This is a genomic window from Fervidobacterium changbaicum (assembly GCF_004117075.1).
Taxonomy (GTDB): domain Bacteria; phylum Thermotogota; class Thermotogae; order Thermotogales; family Fervidobacteriaceae; genus Fervidobacterium; species Fervidobacterium islandicum.
This window is the reverse complement of the sequence record NZ_CP026721.1, coordinates 1,511,200-1,529,254: the sequence shown is the minus strand read 5'-3', so window position 1 is coordinate 1,529,254 and position 18,055 is coordinate 1,511,200. Positions and strand designations below refer to the sequence as shown.

Sequence of the window (18,055 nt, the reverse complement as noted above, 5' to 3'; positions counted from 1 at the left end):
ATGATTTCTGAATTTTGCAAAACATTTTGCACGTATATTATACCACAATAATCCTTAGTATTGCAAATTTTTCTTCATCTTTTACCAGAAAAGAACAGCACTTCTTTAAGGTGTTATCTGGTCTTATCAGCAATAATCTTGATAAATAAACGCTTTCCGACTCTTAGGACATGTTCTTCGACAACTGCAATCGTTGCCTTAAAGTTGTCAATTCGGTTGTTATCCCAGTAGACTCCACCTTGTGTTATCAACCTTTTTATCTCACTCTTTGTGCCTATTCCTAAGTTGAAGAGTAACTCTACGATGTTGTATTCACCTTGTTTAACAATTTTTTCCGGCATCTCTTCGGGCAGTTCCTTTTTCTGAAAAACTGTCACGAAGTATTCTTCAGCTTCCCTTGCTGCTTGCTCACCATGGAATTGTTTCACTATTTCTCTTGCGAGCCACATCTTGTAGTCCCTCGGGTTTACAATCTTTTCGTCAATTTCTCTTTCCATTTTTTCTAAGAATTCTTCTTGTGCATCAGTGAGCAACCTTGCATATTTTACAATGAGCTCGTCAGGTATCGACATTATTTTACCATACATGTCCTTTGGTTCGTCTGTAAAGCCTATGTAATTTCCATAACTTTTGCTCATTTTCAGCTTCCCATCCGTTCCTTCGATGATGGGCATTGTCATAACTATCTGGGGTTGCTGTCCGTATTCTTCTTGTATCTTTCTGCCAACCATTAAGTTGAAGAGCTGGTCAGTTCCACCGAGTTCAACATCAGATTCTATTGCAACGGAATCATAAGCCTGCGCAAGAGGGTACAAGAATTCGGAGATGCTGATCGGTGAACCTTCTGCATATCTTTTTGCGAAGTCTTCTCTTTCCAGCATACGTGCAACAGTGTACTTTGAAGCCAACCTCACAACATCGGCAAACGTCATTTTGCCGAGCCATTCGTCGTTGTAGCGGATTTCCGTTTTATCTTTGTCAAGTATCATGAAGGCCTGCTCTGCATATGTTTTTGCATTTTCGAGAACTTCTTCTTTTGAAAGCATCGGCCTTGTTGTATTTCTCCCAGAGGGATCACCTATCATCGCGGTGAAATCACCTATGATTAAGATCACTTGGTGACCCAGGTCTTGGAATTGCTTAAGTTTCCTAAGTACAACAGCATGACCGAGGTGCAGGTCCGGTCTTGAAGGATCTACTCCGAGCTTTACCCTCAGCGGCCTGCCAGATTTCAAACGTTCGAGTAGCTCTTGTTCAGAAACTAAATCAACGCAATTTCTCTTCAGTATTTTCAGTTGCTCTTCGGGAGGGAGCTTTGTCGTTGGCAAGCGATACACCCCACTTAAATACTTAAATTATCTCGACAATACCCAAGAAGTTAAAAAGCACATCACAAAGAATGCAACGGCTAATCCAACTGTTATTTTACCTGATGTATCCAATCCCTTTTTTCTACCGAACATAGTGTAAGCCATACCACTTCCAAAAGCTCCACCGAGTTCTGCGAACTTGCTCATCTCTTGCAATACCATCCAAATAAGACCTGCTGCAATTACTGTGTGGATAATTAGCAAAACAACCGCAAGCATCTTAACACCTCCAAATCTTCATGCAAACTTTATTCGCTTTTACTATATCTGATTCAGTGTTTATTATAACATGTTTTTTTTTAAATTTGCAATAGTAAACAATGAATTTTTTCGAGCTCGTAAAAAACATAACAAATTGCTTGTCCGCTGGGAAATGTAGCAAGAATTCAGAACAAAGATGCTTGATCGGTTTCCGGTAGTCCGTCCAGCACCCCTAACCTTTTGAGAACTTCTACTTGCGCTTTCGTCACTTTCGCCCTACTCATGAGGTCTTCAACAGAGGTGAACATCTTGATTTCTCTTTGCTGGACTATCGATTTCGCCACGTTGTCACCTATACCGTGTATTTTATTAAACGGTATGAGTAAGTCTTTACCATCTATTATGAACCTTGAATGGTGGCTTTTTTTCAAATCAGGTTTCTTGAATCCAAACCCGCGCAAGAGCATCTCAAGTGCAGCCTCAAGCACCTTTTCTTCGTTCTTTTCTTTAACATCCTTTTTCGGATTGTTGTTGAGTTCCATGAGTCTTCTTTTGATAGCTTCTTTCCCCTTTAAAATTAACTCCGCATCAAATTCGTCACCTTTTGTTGAGAAGAACGCAGCGTAGAATGCCAGCGGATAGTGTACTTTAAAGTACGCAATTCTGAATGCCATACTTACGTAGGCAACAGCATGTGCTTTTGGGAAGAGGTACTTAATCTTCTTACACGATTCTATAAACCACTCGGGAACTTTGTGTTCTTTCATCAACTTTTCTTCTTCCTCTTTCAACCCCTTACCTTTACGCACGTTCTCCATTATCTTGAACGCATTTGATGGTGGAACTCCCTTGTGGATGAGGTAGATCATAATATCGTCCCTACAGGAGATAACTTCGGACAGTGTAGCAATTTTCTTTTCAATCAGCGTCTGCGCATTGCCAAGCCACACATCAGTTCCGTGCGACAATCCGGATATTCGCACGAGTTCAGCAAACGTTTTAGGTCTTGTTTCTCGAAGCATACCCATAACAAAATCAGTTCCGAATTCCGGTATACCGATCGTTCCAATATCTGTTCCAAGCTCTTGTGGATCCACACCGAGCGCTCTGACCGATGAGAAGATGCTCATCGTGGCTCTGTCGTCCATTGGGATGCTCATCGGATCTACACCGCTGTATTCATACAGCAGTTTTATCATCGTTGGATCATCGTGTCCGAGTGCATCAAGCTTAACCAAATCATCGTGGATGGCTTCGTAAGCAAAGTGTGTGGTGTAAACCCCTGACTTTTTATCGTTCGCTGGATGTTGATAAGGTGTAAAGTCGTGTATGTCGTAATCACTCGGGACTATCATCAGCCCACCGGGGTGCTGACCGGTTGTGCGCTTAACCCCGGTAACGTACATCGCTAGCCGCTCTTGTTCGGCCGGGTTCAGTGGGTTCACAATGTTTCCGTTCTTGTCCTCCATGTACGATTTGACATAACCAACAGCACTTCTATCAGCTATCGTGCTTATAGTTCCTGCCCTGAAGACATGCGATTTACCAAAGAGTTCTTCGATGAACTTGTGCGCTCGTTCTTGATATTCGCCAGAAAAGTTCAGGTCTATATCCGGAACCTTGTCCCCTTCAAATCCCATGAAGACTTCAAACGGGATATCTTGCCCTGCCTTTTCCAACTTTGCGCCGCACTTTGGACAGCGCTTGTCTGGTAGATCGTAGCCGGAACCGTATTCTTCGTGAAGTTCAAAGTACTTACAATCCGGGCATCTGTAGTGCGCTGGCAGTGGGTTGACTTCGGTTATCCCAACAAGGTGTGCAACAAGTGATGAACCAACCGACCCTCTCGAACCGACGACGTATCCATCTTCCCCTGCCTTTTTCACAATCAGATGCGCTATCATGTAGAGAACCGCATATCCATGGCCTATTATGCTGTTTAGCTCTTTTTCAATTCTTTTCTCAACTATTTCTGGCAGTGGATTTCCGTAAAGTTCGTACGCACGCATGAGCGTCATTTCTCTCAATTTTTCTTCGGCACCTTCAATTTTCGGTGGGTGGAGTTTTTTCTCTAAAGGCTTTATCTCTTCGACCATCTGAGCTATCTTTCTGGGATTTTCGATCACAATTTCCCTCGAAACCTTTTCGTCTTCAAAGATTTCCATTGCTGCTTGGAGCATTTCTTCCGTTGTGCGCAGGTAATAATTCGCATCGACATCCTCAACGTTACTCTGCGGTGCCAACAATACTTTGCGTGCCTTTATGTCTTCCGGGTCCAAAAAGTGCGCGTTCGAAACCATTACAACTGGAATATTCAGTTCTTTTGCAACTTCGTACAACAGCCTGTAAGCACGCTTCGCTTCATCTTTTGTGAATTCTTCAGAAATAATTGTATCGAGCGGCATGATTTCAACGTAATCGTAGAACTTCAACATCTCGTTGAGCGCATCTTTATCACCTTCGAGGGCAGCTTCGAATATTTCAGAATTCGCGCAGCCAGTTCCAATAAGCAATCCTTCCCTATGCTTTTCTAAATCAGAACGCAACACCTGAGGAACTGTGAAGAACGTTTCTGTGTGGGATTTGGAGATCAGTTTGTAAAGGTTTTTCAAACCGGTTTTGTTCTGCACCAAAACGGTCAAGTGTTGCGGGTGTTTGGAGAGCGGATTTATATGCTCAACAAGTTTGTTTATTCTGTCAAATGTGGTGATGGATTTTTTCTTCAGAAGTTCAACAAGCTGCAGAAATACTCTTGCAGTTACCCTTGCGTCATCCAACGCACGGTGGTGTTGGAACTTACCGAGCTTGAAGTGTTCTACGAGTTTATCGAGAGAAAAGGCTTTCATCTGGTTTCTTAAAAGAGCCTGTGATAATCTAAGCGTGTCGATGTACGGCGGGTTGAATTCTCTACCAAACCTTGCGAACGTGTGTTTCAAAAATCCAATGTCGAAATCGGCGTTATGGGCAACAAGAACAGCCCCTTTCAGAAATCCCCAGAGCTTATCGATAACATCCGCGATCTCCGGCGCATCTTTCAACATATCTTCGGTAATCCCTGTGATCTGCAAGCTCTTTTCTTTTAAAGATGTGGGTTTTACAAGCGTATGGAACTCATCAGCAACCCTTCCATCGAAGATCTTCACAGCACCGATTTCCATTATCTCGTCAAGCCTAGGGTTTAAGCCGGTTGTTTCTAAGTCAAGCACAACATATGTCGCACTTTCTATTGAGCCGTCTATTTCGTTTACCATTATTTTCTTCGGGTCGTTTGCAATGTAAAGTTCACAACCGAAAATTGGTTTTAATCCTTCCGATTTTGCAAGCTCGTAAAGTTCGGGAATGCTCTGTACATTTCCATGGTCCGTTACTGCGATGGTATTCCAACCCCATTTCTTGGCCGTCTTGACGTATTCAGCAATATCAAGCACGCTGTCTAAATCGCTCATCTTCGTGTGAGCGTGGAGTTCTATTCGCTTTTCAACTGCGTTGTCCATTCTGTCGAGTGAAGGAATCGACGTTGCGGAATCTATTTTGAAGAAGAGATTGCCGTTTTTGTCGTAGTTCATCGAACCGGTGAATATGTACCAATTGCTTTCGGCAAGGCTTTCTTCCAGTTCTTTCACTTTTGAATTGAAGACTTTTCCAAGGATGGAATCTCTTTTGTCTGTTATATATACATTGAGTATTTCGTCCGATACTTTGTCGATTTTGAAGATCTTGCCATAAAGCTTTGCCTTCTTTTTAACAGCGGGAGGCTCTGAAGGGGTGTAGAGCGTTTTCAGAACGGACGGGCTAAAACCTTCTGAGATGGAATGTTTATCGCCATCTTTACTATCTTTTCCAAGTTCTCTGCTTGGTTTTTCTTGTGGCAACTGCACAGAATTTTGAGAAGCTTGAGATGCTCCATTTAAAAGAAAGTCTTCAGGTGTTGTATCGTTGGTTGGCTCAACTACGTCCACGGTGTACTTCTTGAAAGGTAGGGTGCGTTCGATTTTTTTCAAACGGGTAAGGACATGCGCCTTCCCAAATTCTCCAAGCGCATAGATTCTCAAATGTTCTCCTTCTATTTCTATCTTTTCTATATATTTTCCCGAACCGTTGAGAAGTTGCATGATCCTATTATGCAGTGTTTCTAAACTTTCCATATGATTGCCGTTTTCGGTTTCAAACACCAAGTCGATGTGGACACCTATAAAATCCTCAAGCGTTCTTTTGAATGAACGCGCATCGCCTCTGAAATCTTGGATAACAAAAGATACCGATTCCCTTTTCCGGTCGTAAATAATCTTTTTTATTGTTCCTTCTGCATCAATACCTATTTTCTTTGATATATCCTTCAGGTTCTTTGAGACTTCAAATATGTGATACATATAGCCCACCTCGGAACGGTCCCGGTACTATTTTTGAATGGTTGTTTTACTTTCGACTCGACGGAGCCAAACCTGAATGAGTCACGGCGGCGCACCAAGCTACAGCAAGTGCATCGGCTGCATCGTCGGGCTTAGGAATTTCATCGAGTTTGAGAAGTATTTTCATAACCTTTTGAATTTGAGACTTTTCGGCACGTCCGTACCCTGTAACGGTCTGTTTCACTTGGTGAGGGGTAAATTCAACAAAAGGAATACCGGAATGCTTTATAGCAAGAAGGATAACACCTCGCGCTTCTCCGACAAAGATAGCCGTCTTAGCATTCTTGTAAAAATACAGGCTTTCGACAGCTATAAGTGAAGGTGTGTAATTTGAAATAATGCGCAAGATTTCAGAATAAATGTAGTCGAGTCTATCTTCGAAATGTTCTTCTTTGCCCGTTGTTATGGCACCGTGTACCACGTGAGCTATGCGATTGCCGATCTTTTCCACAACTCCGTAACCAACGATACCATATCCTGGGTCTATTCCAAGTATCCGCATTGAAAAACCTCTTTTCAAAGTGTTTAGATCATTTAACCCATTTAGAGTTTGTTCTTTTATCTTTCGATTTCCAATTATACACCCGCTGCAACTTCTTAGGATGTTACGATTTGATTTTTGCTTTTTGTTAAATTAAAGTATGAGCATAGCGTCGCCGAATGAGAAAAAGCGATACCTTTCTTCAACAGCAATTTTGTAAGCTTTCATTGTTAACTCGTACCCTGTAAATGCACTAACGAGCATTAATAAAGATGATTTTGGGAGATGAAAATTAGTGATTAACGCATCGACCAGTTTGAACTCAAATGGTGGATATATGAATATATCTGTTTTGCCGGAATACGATGTTGCTTTGGGAAGTCTTGCAATCGTCTCAAGTGTTCTCACACTCGTTGTGCCAACCGCTATTAGTCTTCCACCTCTGATTTTTACTTCATCTATTATCCGAACGGTTTCTTCTGGAACAACATAATATTCTTCATGCATTTTGTGTTGTCTGATATCTTCCACTTTAACGGGTCTAAATGTGCCGATTCCAACGTGGAGTACAACTTCGGCGGTAAGAATTCCTTTATTTTTTATCTTTTCTAACAATTCCGTAGTGAAATGCAGGCCGGCTGTTGGTGCTGCAACACTTCCTTCGTATTTCGCATACACCGTTTGATATCTGTTGAAGTCCACATTTTCGTTCTTTATATAATGTGGCAGAGGCACCTTCCCAATAGCAAAAATTTCGCTATCGCTTTTTGTTGAAAATTCAAGAATCCTTGTCCCCTCTTCTGCCCTTCCTACACACTTGGCTGTTATGCCACATTCTTTGTTAAAAAGGTCAAAAACAATCTCGGTGCGTTCTTTTACCGCCTTGCCGGGCTTAACAAGGCACTTCCACACGCCCTGTTCAATTTTCTCAAGCAAAAGTATTTCAACCTTTGCTCCTGTTGTTTTTCTTCCAAACAGCCTTGCTGGAATGACCTTTGATGTATTGAAAACTAACAAGTCACCGGGGTCTAAATGTTCGATTACATCTCTAAATATTTTGTGTTGGATCTCTCCTGTTCGTCTGTCAACAACCATCAACCTTGAAAGGTCCCTCGGCTCGACAGGTTCTTGGGCGATAAGTTCTTCTGGAAGATTGTAGTCGTACGCTTCCAATTTAAAAAGGTCTACTGAACCCATATTACACCACACCTCTTTGCACAAAATCCAAAAGTAAAGGGCGGTTCCCCGCCCTTTGAGATTTTAAAATTGGCTTTTTACTTTCTTAGTGACAACTTTTCAAGGAGTTGTTTGTAAAGCTCTGGATCTTTCTTCATGAGGTACTTAAGCATCTTTCTTCTGCGTCCAACCATCTTCATAAGACCGCGTCTTGAGTGGTAATCTTTCGGGTGCTTCTTAAGGTGCTCTGTCAGATGCCTTATGCGCGCGGTTAAGAGTGCTATCTGGACTGCGGTACTTCCGGTGTCCGTGTCGTGGATCTGAAATTCCTTAATGATGTCCTGCTTCTCCATCTTCTACACCTCCGTCTAAAGTCCTCTTGCCAAGTAGGGGAATATTCCCGCAACCGAGCAAGGGCGTTAATATGATACAATATGATGAGTGCCGTGTCAAGTTTAGAATCGCGCCCACGTTTTATCTATATTTTGAGAAGAAGTGTTATTTAACATTCGGAAAAAGTTGATTAAAAAACGTATAGCGCCAATTTCTCAGGTTTCCAATGGAAAAACGCTGGATTTCTATGGAATTTTTGAAGATAGCTATTTACAAATTTTTGTAAAATGGTGCTATAATATAATTTAGTTGAACTTCTCAATTTGGACAGTTCGATATTTGAGATACGTTAATCTTCTTTATTAGTTAAAAACCGGGTGTTTTTTGGGTTCTACATTATCACACTTTTAAAAGGAGGGATTAAGCATGAAGAAACTGGGGATTCTTATTGCGGTCGTTCTTTTCGGGATATTTGCGTTTGCTCAAGAAGTTGACATGGAAGCACTTCTTAGCAGGATTGAGCTTTTGGAAGAGTACACCAACATGATCTATGACACAGTTGGAACAAAGGTTTCAGTGGACGAGTTTGAATCAGTGCTTTCTGAAGTAGAAACACTTATCAATAGGATTGAACTTTTGGAAGAGTACACCAACATGATCTACGACACACTCGGAACAAAAGTCTCACTGGATGAGTTTGAGGTAGCACTTTCTGAAATTGAAGGAACATTTGCAGAACTCGACGAAAGACTTTCAGAACTTGAAACGAAAGTTCTCAACATTCAAAGCACTATTGATACGGGTTTGCCAGCACTAAGGGATATGCTCTACGAACTTTCTGCGAACCTCGCAGCGCTTGACGAAAGGTTGACATCTTTTGTGGAAGTTTCACTTGATGCGGCTAAAGAAGAAGTTAAAACCGCGATCATGGATGAGTTACAACCACAACTTGATGACCTCAAAGTAACGCTTGACATTCACGACAGTGACATCCTCAAGATATACGACACCCTTGGTATGCTCTCCGAACAAATTGCACAAATTCAAGAAGCCCTTGCTGCTCAGGAAGAAGCATCGTCTATTGTAGAATCACTTGCCCTCAGACTTGATATGCATGACCAAGACATTGTCAACATATACGACAACCTCTCCATGAAGGCCGACAGGGAACAGGTTGATACTCTTGAAGCAACTATTGTAGATCTGCAAGAACAAATTGCGGGTTTGAACGAGATAATCACAGGCCTTGCCGCACAAATCGGAGATACAGATTACTTGCTGAGGAAACAGATTAACGACACAGCAAAAGACCTCCAAGCAAAGATCGACACAAAAGCAAGCACAGAAGAACTCAATGCAGCTGTAAAAGATCTCCAGGCAAAGATCGATACGAAAGCTGACGCAAAAGTCGTTGAAGAGAAAGTGAACAACGTTAATATGATCGCGTGGCTTGGAGTAGTGCTTGGAGCAATCGCGGTTGTTCTTCCTTTTGTAATGCCAAAGGAATAAGCCTTTAACTACGTGAGCAGGCATAATCGAAAATTGTATAAACAAACATGCGGGGCAATTCGCCCCGCTTGTTTTTTCATCATTTGAACTAATTAAAACTGCATCCTCATAATCTCTCTGTACGCTTCTACTATCCTATTTCTCACTTCAACGGTAAGTCTCAACGATATGGAAGCCTTTTCCGCCTCCACAATCAGTTCGTGAATGTTGCTCACTTTACCCATGGCGAAGTCATCGGTCAACTTTTCCACGTTCTTTTGCTGATCGTTCACATTTTTCAGTGCTTCAGAAAGCACTTTACTGAATTCACTTTCACCCTGATTTTGGCTGTTGTTAACGTTCATCGTTACGTTAGGTCTTAACGGATTAACCCCACCAATTTTATCTACCATTCACTTCACCTCCCTATCTGCAGGGCGGAAGTTATCATCGCTTTCGTTGTGTTTATCGCTGTAGCATTTGCTTCGTAAGCTCTTTGTGCGTTTATCATATCCACCATCTCACGAACTATGTTCACGTTCGGAAGTCTCACATATCCGTTCTCATCCGCATCTGGATGTGTCGGGTCGTAAACTACCCTAAATTCGGAAGGGTCTTCGTAGATACTTTTTACAATCACACCAGAGTTTTCACGCTTGCCTTGGATGTTTCTGACAAGTTCCTGAAAAACAGGAACTTTCCTTCGGTAAGGTCCCCCATTTTCCGTTCTCGTTGTCTCGGAATTCGCTATATTCGTTGAGATGAGCTCTATTCTGAACCTTTGCGCCGACAATCCTGTTGACGAGATGTTCATTATGTTGAATTCACTCTGCATCATATCACCTCTCAGGTTATTCTACGACACAACTACCTTGTATTCCTAATCACTGTGTTGTACCTATCGATATTCGAACTCATCAGTCTTGAAAGAACCTGATATCTGAGCGCGTCTTTAACCATTTCCGTGACTTCCATGTCTATATCCACATTGTTCTGGTCATTGGTAAGAGACGTATTTTTCATAGCTACCTCTTTTGCAGTTACAACTTTCGGGGATGTTGGAAGATGTTTTTGATTTGTCGTTTTCAGCTGCAATTTCATCTTCGATTCCTGAAGGTATTCTTCGAATGCTACGTACTTTCTCTTGTAGCCAGGCGTTTCCGCATTCGCTATGTTCTGTGCGTGGAGTTCTTGCCGTTTCATTTGAACATCCATTGCTGTCTTTAGTGTGTCAAAATTCGAGTTGAATATACCTGCCATGTTTTAAGCCCCCTGTTGCAAATCGTCCTGTTTTCATATTCACTATTCTACCACAAATTCTCCGATTCCTACAAGAATGAACTTCGAACATGCTAAAATAGAAGTGAACTATTTTACAACATTGGTTGTCTAAACTATTAGAAAGAGCTTTTTGTGTACGGAAACTATATTGGGAGTCAACTATGCAAAATTAAATTTTTGTTTTGAGTGTGAGATAGCATAATCAATATTGAACTTCTCTTTCTTTCTCAACATTGCGTACAACGTTCGCAATAACTTGTGTACTACTGACATTATCGCTTTTTTGTACGGTAAACCTTGCTGCCTTTTTCGTTCATAGTATGTTCGGAAATATTCGTTGTGAATCACTACACTCACTGCCATTAGCCATAGTATTCGTCTTAGGTGGGCATTGCCCCTTTTCGATATGTGTCCTTCTACTTTGCTTTTGCCTGATTGGGCAATGCTTGGATCGAGTCCACAATACGCAATGAGTTTTTTGTATGTACTAAATCTTGAGATATCTCCAACTTCTGCCAAGAAATGCATCGCGCTGTTTTCACCAATACCTGGTATTGACGTGAGTATCTCGATATCAAGGTTTATCGCACTACATTCGCAATATTCTTTCATCATCTTGTCGTATTCTTCAAGCTGTTGCTGTAAAAATTGTAGTTCTTTGATATTTTGCACAAGAATCTTTTCTTTCATCGGCCAATATTGAGCAATCGAGTTATTAGCGAGTTCTTTAAGTTTTTGAGCATTAAGTTTTGTACTTCTGCCACGGTCTTTGGAAAAGAACACATCCAGATTACGAGCCTTTTGAATAGCCTTGGCAGAAGGGAAATGAGAAAGAAGATTGAGGATAGTGTCACTGTAGATATTGGTAACTCTTTCGAGTTCAGGGAAAAGAACGTTGAGCAGTTTTTCGATATTGCCTTTAACTTTTGCGATGCGGTGGATAATGTTTTCGCGTGCTCTGACAATATCACGAAGCTCAGAGTTGACAAAAGCAGAAGAAGGAATTTGATGTTGTAGGTAAAACAAAGCAGTAGCGATAATGCGAGCATCGATTTTGTCGGTTTTGGTCTTTCGAAGAGAAGCAAAGTTTTTAACAGTTAGAGGATTAAAAACAGCGCAAGCAAAGTCGTTGGAAGAAAGGAAAGCCAGAAGGTTGAGATGATAACAGCCAGTAGATTCCATAGCGATGATGATGGATTGTTTTGGGAAGGCAGAGAGTTTGTTTGCGAAGGAGGAAAAGCCTTGCTGGGACATATCGAAAGAAGATTCGAAGATGATGGAACTGGGATTAGAGATAGCGCAGACGTTGAACTTATCCTTGGAAACATCGATGCCGACGAATATGGAGAAGTTATTCATACAAGAACCTCCTTTCAATTGATGAGGGCAGGGAGCCTACTGAACCAATCCTCCATGCTGACGAGGGCTGAAAGCCCAACCAACTTATCATGGTTAAAGGCAGGCAACAGACTCCCAAAATGGCTTAAAAGCCAAGGTGACATAAGTTGTCCTGCCCTCAATTTTTTTAAGCTAAATTATTTATACCATATTTTTATGTAGGAGGTGGCATTCATGAGGAAGTTCTACATGGTATTCACCGTTGTAGTCATCGGTCTTATCTTGTTTTCCTGCGGTTTGAAGTTACCTTCAAAACCACCTGAAAAGGTTAAGGTGCAGTACACTAAGTATCTGGAATTCCCACTGACGACTCTTGATTTTAAAGTGAAAGATTTGGTCGATAGCTTTGCAAACGAACTTGGTAGAGATTTAACTTTAGAAAAAACCGACCCAATTACACTCAAGTACGCCTCGGAAATTACCTACAGCCCCGGGACACTTTTGCAAGATGTTCAAAATGAGCTTGAGTCGAAACTTGGTGAACTTGGAAGTAGATTCGAGTACAAGATCGATACTTCGTATTTCTTAAACGCTATGTCCGGACAAATCGAATTACCGTCTGTAGAACCAGTAGTTCAAGAGATTAACCAATCTGAAGTAGAAATAGGTAATCTCACTCTTATTTCAGGTCTCATCGTACCAGTTACTGGTGGTACAAATGTTTTCGACGTCCCCCCTGCTGTATTGTCAACACTTATATTTAGTGAAGCGAATTTGAAAAGTGTCAATGTAAGATTTATTATTGAGCAAATTACTGGTTCAAATGCAGAACTTCTAATCGATGGAACAACTTATCCAATCACTGTAAATGGAATTAAGAACTTGGCAAATGTTCTGATAAAGAAGACGTCCTCTGTAAAAATCAAATTTGATTCTGCCTCTTCAGGAATGGCTAAAATTTCCTTAGCTTTCGAAAACCAAAAGGTGGATTACTTTAAAGATTTAGATACTTCAAAACTTGGCGGCGGCAAGATTTCCATTAATGTTTCGCAACATATACCTATAACCTCTGGCACATGGAAATTAGCCCTTGGTGGAAATGTTGGTATCAAATTAACAATCGCTGGTTTCAGTGGAAATATTTCTCAAAACTACTCTGTTGTTTCTGGTAGTAACACAGTCGGAATCGGCTCATCTAATTCACTTAACACCCAAATAAACCTCGATGATACAAAACTGTTCACGGTAGGAGATGGAATAGATATTAACGGCACGATAGAACTGACAGGACTAGTCAGTGCCGACTTGAGGACGAAACCAAAAGTTCAGATCACGCCAAACGTACAGGTTAAAAAAATACAGGACTATCCGCTCAGCGTTAACGTACCACTTCCAAATAATGTTACTGAGCTTAAATTCACTTCAGATAGCGGATATATGCTACTCAACTTCAGTGGCCTTACATCTGTTAACGTATCTGGAACGTTTGGAAATAATGCTCTTACAAGTACAGCGGCCGGTGTTCAAATCCCGTTCCAAAATGTATCCTTGCCAGCGTCAGTTTCTGGTACAATAAGTGGAAATGTTACTGGAAACATGATTTCCTATACTATCGATTTGCCAAGTGACCAGACTATAAAAATAGCCACCGCGAAGATTTCAGGCATCAGTATAGCCCCCATTTCGTTCAGTCAGCCTGTTCCAAGTGAAGTACGCAACTTCGTCAGTGAAGCAACCGCAACTATAAAGGTAAAACTCAACTACAATGTTGGGAATATCTCAGGAATTACTTTGAACATAGCTTCTAACATCTTCGACTCGGGTAATGGAACATATGTACTTTCTGGACAAAACTCCATTGTATTGCAATCTGTTAACAAGCTCTTCGATTTTTCCACTTTCACCTCGTTTGACTTGACGATAATCCCGTTGGTACCGCCTTTACTGACTGTATCTGACATTGATATACGAGAAGGTGTGAACCTTTGGATAGAACCAGTTATCGAAAAGTTTGAAATCAGCAAAGTAAAACTCAAAGGTCAAACCTTTACACAAGACCTTGGGACATTGATAAACTTCGGTGACATCTTCAAGGACGAGTTCGCATTTATAAGGGAACTTGATTTAAACATCAATGCGTCCGTCTCGTTCGATATAACGAATTCAACAATACCTGCAACGCTAACACTAAACATCTCCGGTAATACAGTCAACATCTCAAAAGGAACACCGGTAAATATTGGAAATATTATAGAAACCCTTATCAGCGGAGGTTCGCCTTTGAGTCTTAGTATAACGGTTGAAACCGATCCCGGCGAGCTAACAAAAGATAGCGAGATAAAAGCTAACCTTGGGTTCACGCTGCCGATTAGTGCAAACACACCTGACCATGATGTTGTAATAAGCTCAGGTACAGTAGACTTGAGTCAGTTAGAACCTCTGAAAGAGCTCGTAGATAACGTGAGTATAAAGTTCAAAACGTATTCAAATACGACAGGTTTGAAGGCAAAGCTCAAACTCGGGCAGAATGGCGAAGTAGAGGTATTACTTTCAGATTCAGTTCCAACCATAGGTGTGAACAAAGACGATATTGCAACATTATCAAAGAACAACACACCATATCAGATACTGTTACCGAAAAATTCAAACATCGCCTTGAACTACAACGGTAAATTAAGTGTTGCACCGTACATCGCCGTTGAACTGAAAGTTGCAACTGAAGTCAAACTTGGAAATTAAAGGCAGGTGAGTGCAATGAGGAGAACGATTGCATCTTCTTTAGTAATGTTGAGCTTGATTCTAGCAATTTCAGGTTTTGCTCTTACCATCCAACCTTTCGGACTTTTTGGAAATGTCTCGTTGGTTAGGCACGATTTTACGGCGCTCTTAAAGTTCGTCCCGTTTGCTGAATTTGAATTTGGTCAGAATATTCTCAGCATGGGTAATATTAATGCACTTTTGAATGAAGAGGATTTCAAAGTCGACAAAACTACTCTCTCTTCGGCTTTGCAAAGTGGATTTCAGTTTGCTCTTCCGGTTAGTTTAGGCGCATACGCTGACTTGAAACTCGGAGCGTTAAGGTTTGTACCGTACACACGTGTTGATGGTAACATCAACTTAACGCTTCCGAAGACGTTTGCAGAACTTCTTGTTGGTGATACACAAATAGATGAAACATATGAAAGCAGTTATACGAACTTCTTTAATGCAAATATTACAGCAAACGGAGGTATCGCAATCGTTATTGGAGATATTTACGTTGCGGGGAACTTGTTCACACCCGTTTTGTACAGTGACCCACAAACAACTATGATAGATGTTTCGTACACTTCAAGTGCAACACCTGCCTACGCTGAGCTAAGTGCTTCTGGAAAAATTAGAGCTTACAGTCGAATTTCTTTGAACGACTTAATGTCGCAAAATATACAGAACTTGGTGAATGACCTTAGTAACTTTGAAGACTATGGGATTTCGGTAGAAGTGGGGTACGGAAATGACGTATTCGGTATAGCGGTACGTAACATAGTAATATCACCGGCGAAAGCTTGGTATTCAGTTGAAGTAATAGGTAACGGAAAAATCACGTACACAGCAGAGGGTACAAATATTACCGCAGACGCAACGTATTCTGTTTCCGACCCCATTGTTGCAAGGCTGATAACACCGGTAAGTGTCGCTCCGCCAATGCAAATTACAGCTTATTTGAAAAACGATGGATTCATAATGTGGGGAGTCATGGGCAGTTACTGGCTCGACGGTAATTGGGCAGTAAAAGGCTACGCAGGACTGAACATTGGTATTGCTAAGGCATACTACATACTTGGGTACAACCAAATAACCTATTCGCACACTATAGGTGTTGGGATGAATCTATTCTTCCTTAATGCCGATTTGAAACTTACAGCAACAACTAACTCATTCATACCAACAAACAATTCCACCCCCGGAATAGGATTTTCACTAACAATATCCGGAGGTCTGTAAGTTAAGTACTTAAAACTACATCCTAAACCTACTTGTATCCCTCAACCTGCCGATTTTCAATTACGAAATCGGCAGGCTTTTTTCTTTTAAGATGGTATAATTGTTTTGGAAAGCTGTTCAAAGGAGGAAAGAATCGGTCATGAGTGAGAAGACAAAGATAATCAAACTGCCTGAAGAAGTTGTATCGAAAATAGCCGCCGGTGAGGTTGTGGCTAACCCTGCGTCCGTTGTTAAGGAACTGGTGGAAAACTCCATTGACGCCGGTGCTTCTAATATAGAAGTTCAGATAAAAGACGGAGGCAAAAGCTATATCAAAGTTGTCGATAACGGTTCTGGTATGTCAAAGGAAGACCTTCTACTTGCAGTTCAAAGGTATACAACAAGCAAGATTTCTTCGCTCGAAGACATCTACAACATCACGAGCTACGGTTTTAGGGGCGAAGCGCTCGCTTCAATTGGTGAAGTATCAAGACTGGTGATAACAACTTCTGACGGCATTGAGTCGCACAAACTCGAAATGGTTGGTGGAAAACTTGTCAAAGTAGCAGAAACTTTCAGGGAGAAGGGAACGACCGTTGAAGTGCACGACTTATTCTTCAACATCCCCGCAAGAAGAAAGTTTCTTTCCTCAGAAAAGATCGAAAGGCGCATGGTAACTGAGGTAATCGAGAGGTTTTTACTTACAAAGCCAGAAATTCGGTTCCTTTTCAAAGTAGATGAAGAAATTGTTTACAATGCACCTGCATCAAGCTTGCCCGATAGGTTCAAGTTGATTTTCCCAGAGGTGAAGTCGTTTGAAGTTATTGATAATTATGTTAATAGTTCAGTTTCGATTTCTGGGATAATTTCATCACCTCAGTTTTTCAGAAAGAACCGTTCTGGCCAGCTGTTTTTTGTCAACGGCCGGTTTGTGTTGGATAATTTGCTTCATCTTTCTTTAGAGCGCGGATACGGTGAGTCACTTGTTGAAAGCACGCACCCATACGCTGTGATTTTCATAAATATTCCGCCAAACGAAGTCGATGTGAACATTCATCCGCAAAAGCTGCAGGTGAAATTTTCTGAACCACGTGTTGTCTACGACGCGATAGCAAGGTGCGTGAGGGATACATTAAGAAAGTTCGAAGGATTCCAGTTGTTTGTTGAAAAAATTGACAAAGGTGCTCTTGATCAATTCGTTTCAACGTACGTTGAACAGAGCGAGTCAAAAAACATTTTGACCGAGTCAGGCAAAGATTCAACAGGAAAGTTCAACCAGACGGATGAATTTCAAAAATTCCAAACGAAGGAAAAAAGCCTTTCGTTTCCTCAGCACATGATTCAAACAGGTGAAAAATATCAGAAAAGTGTCGATTTCAAAACCGCCAACTCACATCCTGCGCTCTTTCCAAATTTCGCCAGTCCAACGAGTTTGGATAAAGCAGGAGCGTTCACAATAATAAAGAATAGGTACATCCTTTTTGAAGATAACGATGGGATCGTTATCATAGACTTCCATGCCGCGCATGAAAGGGTTATTTATGAACAACTCAAAGAGCATGAATTCCAGCCTGTAGATCTTTTGATACCTGTGGAATTTAGTATAGGGAAAAGCTTAGCGAATGTTTTGGAAGGTCTGGAAGCTGAATTGAAAGAGCTTGGTTTCAGCATAGAGATGGAAAAATCAGAAAATAGTGCCAAGGTTGTTTTAAAATCCATCCCTTCGTTGATAAAGATAACACGAGCTCAAGAGACGTTACTGGAGGTACTCGAGGAATATAGGCTTCCGTTCAACAAACCACAGAGCATTCTGCACGTTCTTGCAACGAAGGCCTGTAAAACTGCCGTGAAAACAGGTGATAAACTGAGCGAAGAGGAAGTAAGAATGCTTATCGAGGAGATAAAAGGTAAAAACCTCCTCACATGTCCTCATGGAAGACCTATAATGATGAAAATCACGTTTGACCAGCTGGATAGTTATTTCGAAAGAAGATGAACATAATCGATATCTTGAT

14 protein-coding genes are annotated in these 18,055 nt (G+C 41.2%); 4 read left to right on the top strand and 10 right to left on the bottom strand.

The annotated features are described in order from the left end of the window. Nucleotides 1-113: 113 nt before the first annotated feature. From tyrS to rpsO, 6 genes are all read right to left on the bottom strand, one after another. Nucleotides 114-1,328 (bottom strand): tyrosine--tRNA ligase, encoded by a 1,215-nt coding sequence (tyrS, locus tag CBS1_RS07060; RefSeq protein ID WP_090222899.1) that lies wholly within the window; start codon nucleotides 1,326-1,328, stop codon nucleotides 114-116. 27 nt (nucleotides 1,329-1,355) lie between these two features. Next, nucleotides 1,356-1,589: a preprotein translocase subunit SecG gene (secG, locus tag CBS1_RS07055; RefSeq protein WP_033191696.1), complete on the bottom strand. Its 234-nt coding sequence runs from the start codon at nucleotides 1,587-1,589 to the stop codon at nucleotides 1,356-1,358. A gap of 167 nt (nucleotides 1,590-1,756) precedes the next feature. Then, nucleotides 1,757-5,941, bottom strand: a complete 4,185-nt coding sequence (locus tag CBS1_RS07050; protein ID WP_090222898.1) for a PolC-type DNA polymerase III — start codon at nucleotides 5,939-5,941, stop codon at nucleotides 1,757-1,759. 46 nt (nucleotides 5,942-5,987) lie between these two features. Next, nucleotides 5,988-6,482 carry a crossover junction endodeoxyribonuclease RuvC gene (gene ruvC, locus CBS1_RS07045; protein ID WP_033191698.1) on the bottom strand — a complete coding sequence of 165 codons (495 nt, stop codon included), beginning with the start codon at nucleotides 6,480-6,482 and terminating at the stop codon, nucleotides 5,988-5,990. Between the two features lie 132 nt (nucleotides 6,483-6,614). Next, complete coding sequence (gene queA, locus CBS1_RS07040) at nucleotides 6,615-7,658, bottom strand: tRNA preQ1(34) S-adenosylmethionine ribosyltransferase-isomerase QueA (protein WP_033191699.1); 1,044 nt, start codon at nucleotides 7,656-7,658, stop codon at nucleotides 6,615-6,617. A gap of 77 nt (nucleotides 7,659-7,735) precedes the next feature. Beyond that, nucleotides 7,736-7,990 (bottom strand): 30S ribosomal protein S15, encoded by a 255-nt coding sequence (gene rpsO / locus CBS1_RS07035; RefSeq protein ID WP_014452393.1) that lies wholly within the window; start codon nucleotides 7,988-7,990, stop codon nucleotides 7,736-7,738. A gap of 406 nt (nucleotides 7,991-8,396) precedes the next feature. On the opposite strand from rpsO, the gene CBS1_RS07030 reads away from it, so the two are divergent. Next, nucleotides 8,397-9,479, top strand: coding sequence for a hypothetical protein (locus CBS1_RS07030; RefSeq protein WP_090222896.1), 1,083 nt, complete (start codon nucleotides 8,397-8,399; stop codon nucleotides 9,477-9,479). A gap of 92 nt (nucleotides 9,480-9,571) precedes the next feature. On the opposite strand, the gene fliE is transcribed toward CBS1_RS07030, so the two are convergent. The 4 genes from fliE to CBS1_RS07010 all read right to left on the bottom strand — a co-directional run bounded on the left by fliE (nucleotide 9,572) and on the right by CBS1_RS07010 (nucleotide 12,098). Beyond that, the gene (gene fliE, locus CBS1_RS07025; protein WP_090222894.1) at nucleotides 9,572-9,871 is read right to left on the bottom strand and encodes a flagellar hook-basal body complex protein FliE; all 300 of its coding nucleotides are present in this window, start codon (nucleotides 9,869-9,871) and stop codon (nucleotides 9,572-9,574) included. A 5-nt stretch (nucleotides 9,872-9,876) separates the two neighbouring features. Continuing rightward, nucleotides 9,877-10,293, bottom strand: a complete 417-nt coding sequence (gene flgC / locus CBS1_RS07020; protein ID WP_033191702.1) for a flagellar basal body rod protein FlgC — start codon at nucleotides 10,291-10,293, stop codon at nucleotides 9,877-9,879. A gap of 32 nt (nucleotides 10,294-10,325) precedes the next feature. Next, nucleotides 10,326-10,709 (bottom strand): flagellar basal body rod protein FlgB, encoded by a 384-nt coding sequence (gene flgB, locus CBS1_RS07015; RefSeq protein WP_033192587.1) that lies wholly within the window; start codon nucleotides 10,707-10,709, stop codon nucleotides 10,326-10,328. Between the two features lie 189 nt (nucleotides 10,710-10,898). Next, a complete protein-coding gene (locus tag CBS1_RS07010) occupies nucleotides 10,899-12,098 on the bottom strand; it encodes an IS110 family RNA-guided transposase (RefSeq protein WP_241685499.1) in 1,200 nt (399 codons plus the stop codon). 213 nt (nucleotides 12,099-12,311) lie between these two features. Between CBS1_RS07010 and CBS1_RS07005 the strand changes: the two genes are divergently transcribed. The 3 genes from CBS1_RS07005 (at nucleotide 12,312) to mutL (ending at nucleotide 18,036) form a co-directional block, all read left to right on the top strand. Beyond that, nucleotides 12,312-14,816, top strand: coding sequence for a hypothetical protein (locus tag CBS1_RS07005; protein ID WP_090222169.1), 2,505 nt, complete (start codon nucleotides 12,312-12,314; stop codon nucleotides 14,814-14,816). 15 nt (nucleotides 14,817-14,831) lie between these two features. Continuing rightward, entirely contained in the window at nucleotides 14,832-16,061 is a 1,230-nt protein-coding gene (locus CBS1_RS07000) for a hypothetical protein (RefSeq protein WP_090222170.1), read from the top strand. 139 nt (nucleotides 16,062-16,200) lie between these two features. Next, on the top strand, nucleotides 16,201-18,036 hold the full coding sequence (gene mutL / locus CBS1_RS06995; protein ID WP_090222172.1) for a DNA mismatch repair endonuclease MutL: 1,836 nt from the start codon (nucleotides 16,201-16,203) through the stop codon (nucleotides 18,034-18,036). Nucleotides 18,037-18,055 lie beyond the last annotated feature (19 nt).

Coding starts and splice junctions, on each gene's coding strand:
- secG (WP_033191696.1), bottom strand. CDS start 1,589: ATGCTTGCGGTTGTTTTGCTAATTATCCACACAGTAATTGCAGCAGGT.
- CBS1_RS07050 (WP_090222898.1), bottom strand. CDS start 5,941: ATGTATCACATATTTGAAGTCTCAAAGAACCTGAAGGATATATCAAAG.
- ruvC (WP_033191698.1), bottom strand. CDS start 6,482: ATGCGGATACTTGGAATAGACCCAGGATATGGTATCGTTGGTTACGGA.
- queA (WP_033191699.1), bottom strand. CDS start 7,658: ATGGGTTCAGTAGACCTTTTTAAATTGGAAGCGTACGACTACAATCTT.
- rpsO (WP_014452393.1), bottom strand. CDS start 7,990: ATGGAGAAGCAGGACATCATTAAGGAATTTCAGATCCACGACACGGAC.
- CBS1_RS07030 (WP_090222896.1), top strand. CDS start 8,397: ATGAAGAAACTGGGGATTCTTATTGCGGTCGTTCTTTTCGGGATATTT.
- fliE (WP_090222894.1), bottom strand. CDS start 9,871: ATGGTAGATAAAATTGGTGGGGTTAATCCGTTAAGACCTAACGTAACG.
- flgC (WP_033191702.1), bottom strand. CDS start 10,293: ATGCAGAGTGAATTCAACATAATGAACATCTCGTCAACAGGATTGTCG.
- CBS1_RS07010 (WP_241685499.1), bottom strand. CDS start 12,098: ATGAATAACTTCTCCATATTCGTCGGCATCGATGTTTCCAAGGATAAG.
- CBS1_RS07005 (WP_090222169.1), top strand. CDS start 12,312: ATGAGGAAGTTCTACATGGTATTCACCGTTGTAGTCATCGGTCTTATC.
- CBS1_RS07000 (WP_090222170.1), top strand. CDS start 14,832: ATGAGGAGAACGATTGCATCTTCTTTAGTAATGTTGAGCTTGATTCTA.
- mutL (WP_090222172.1), top strand. CDS start 16,201: ATGAGTGAGAAGACAAAGATAATCAAACTGCCTGAAGAAGTTGTATCG.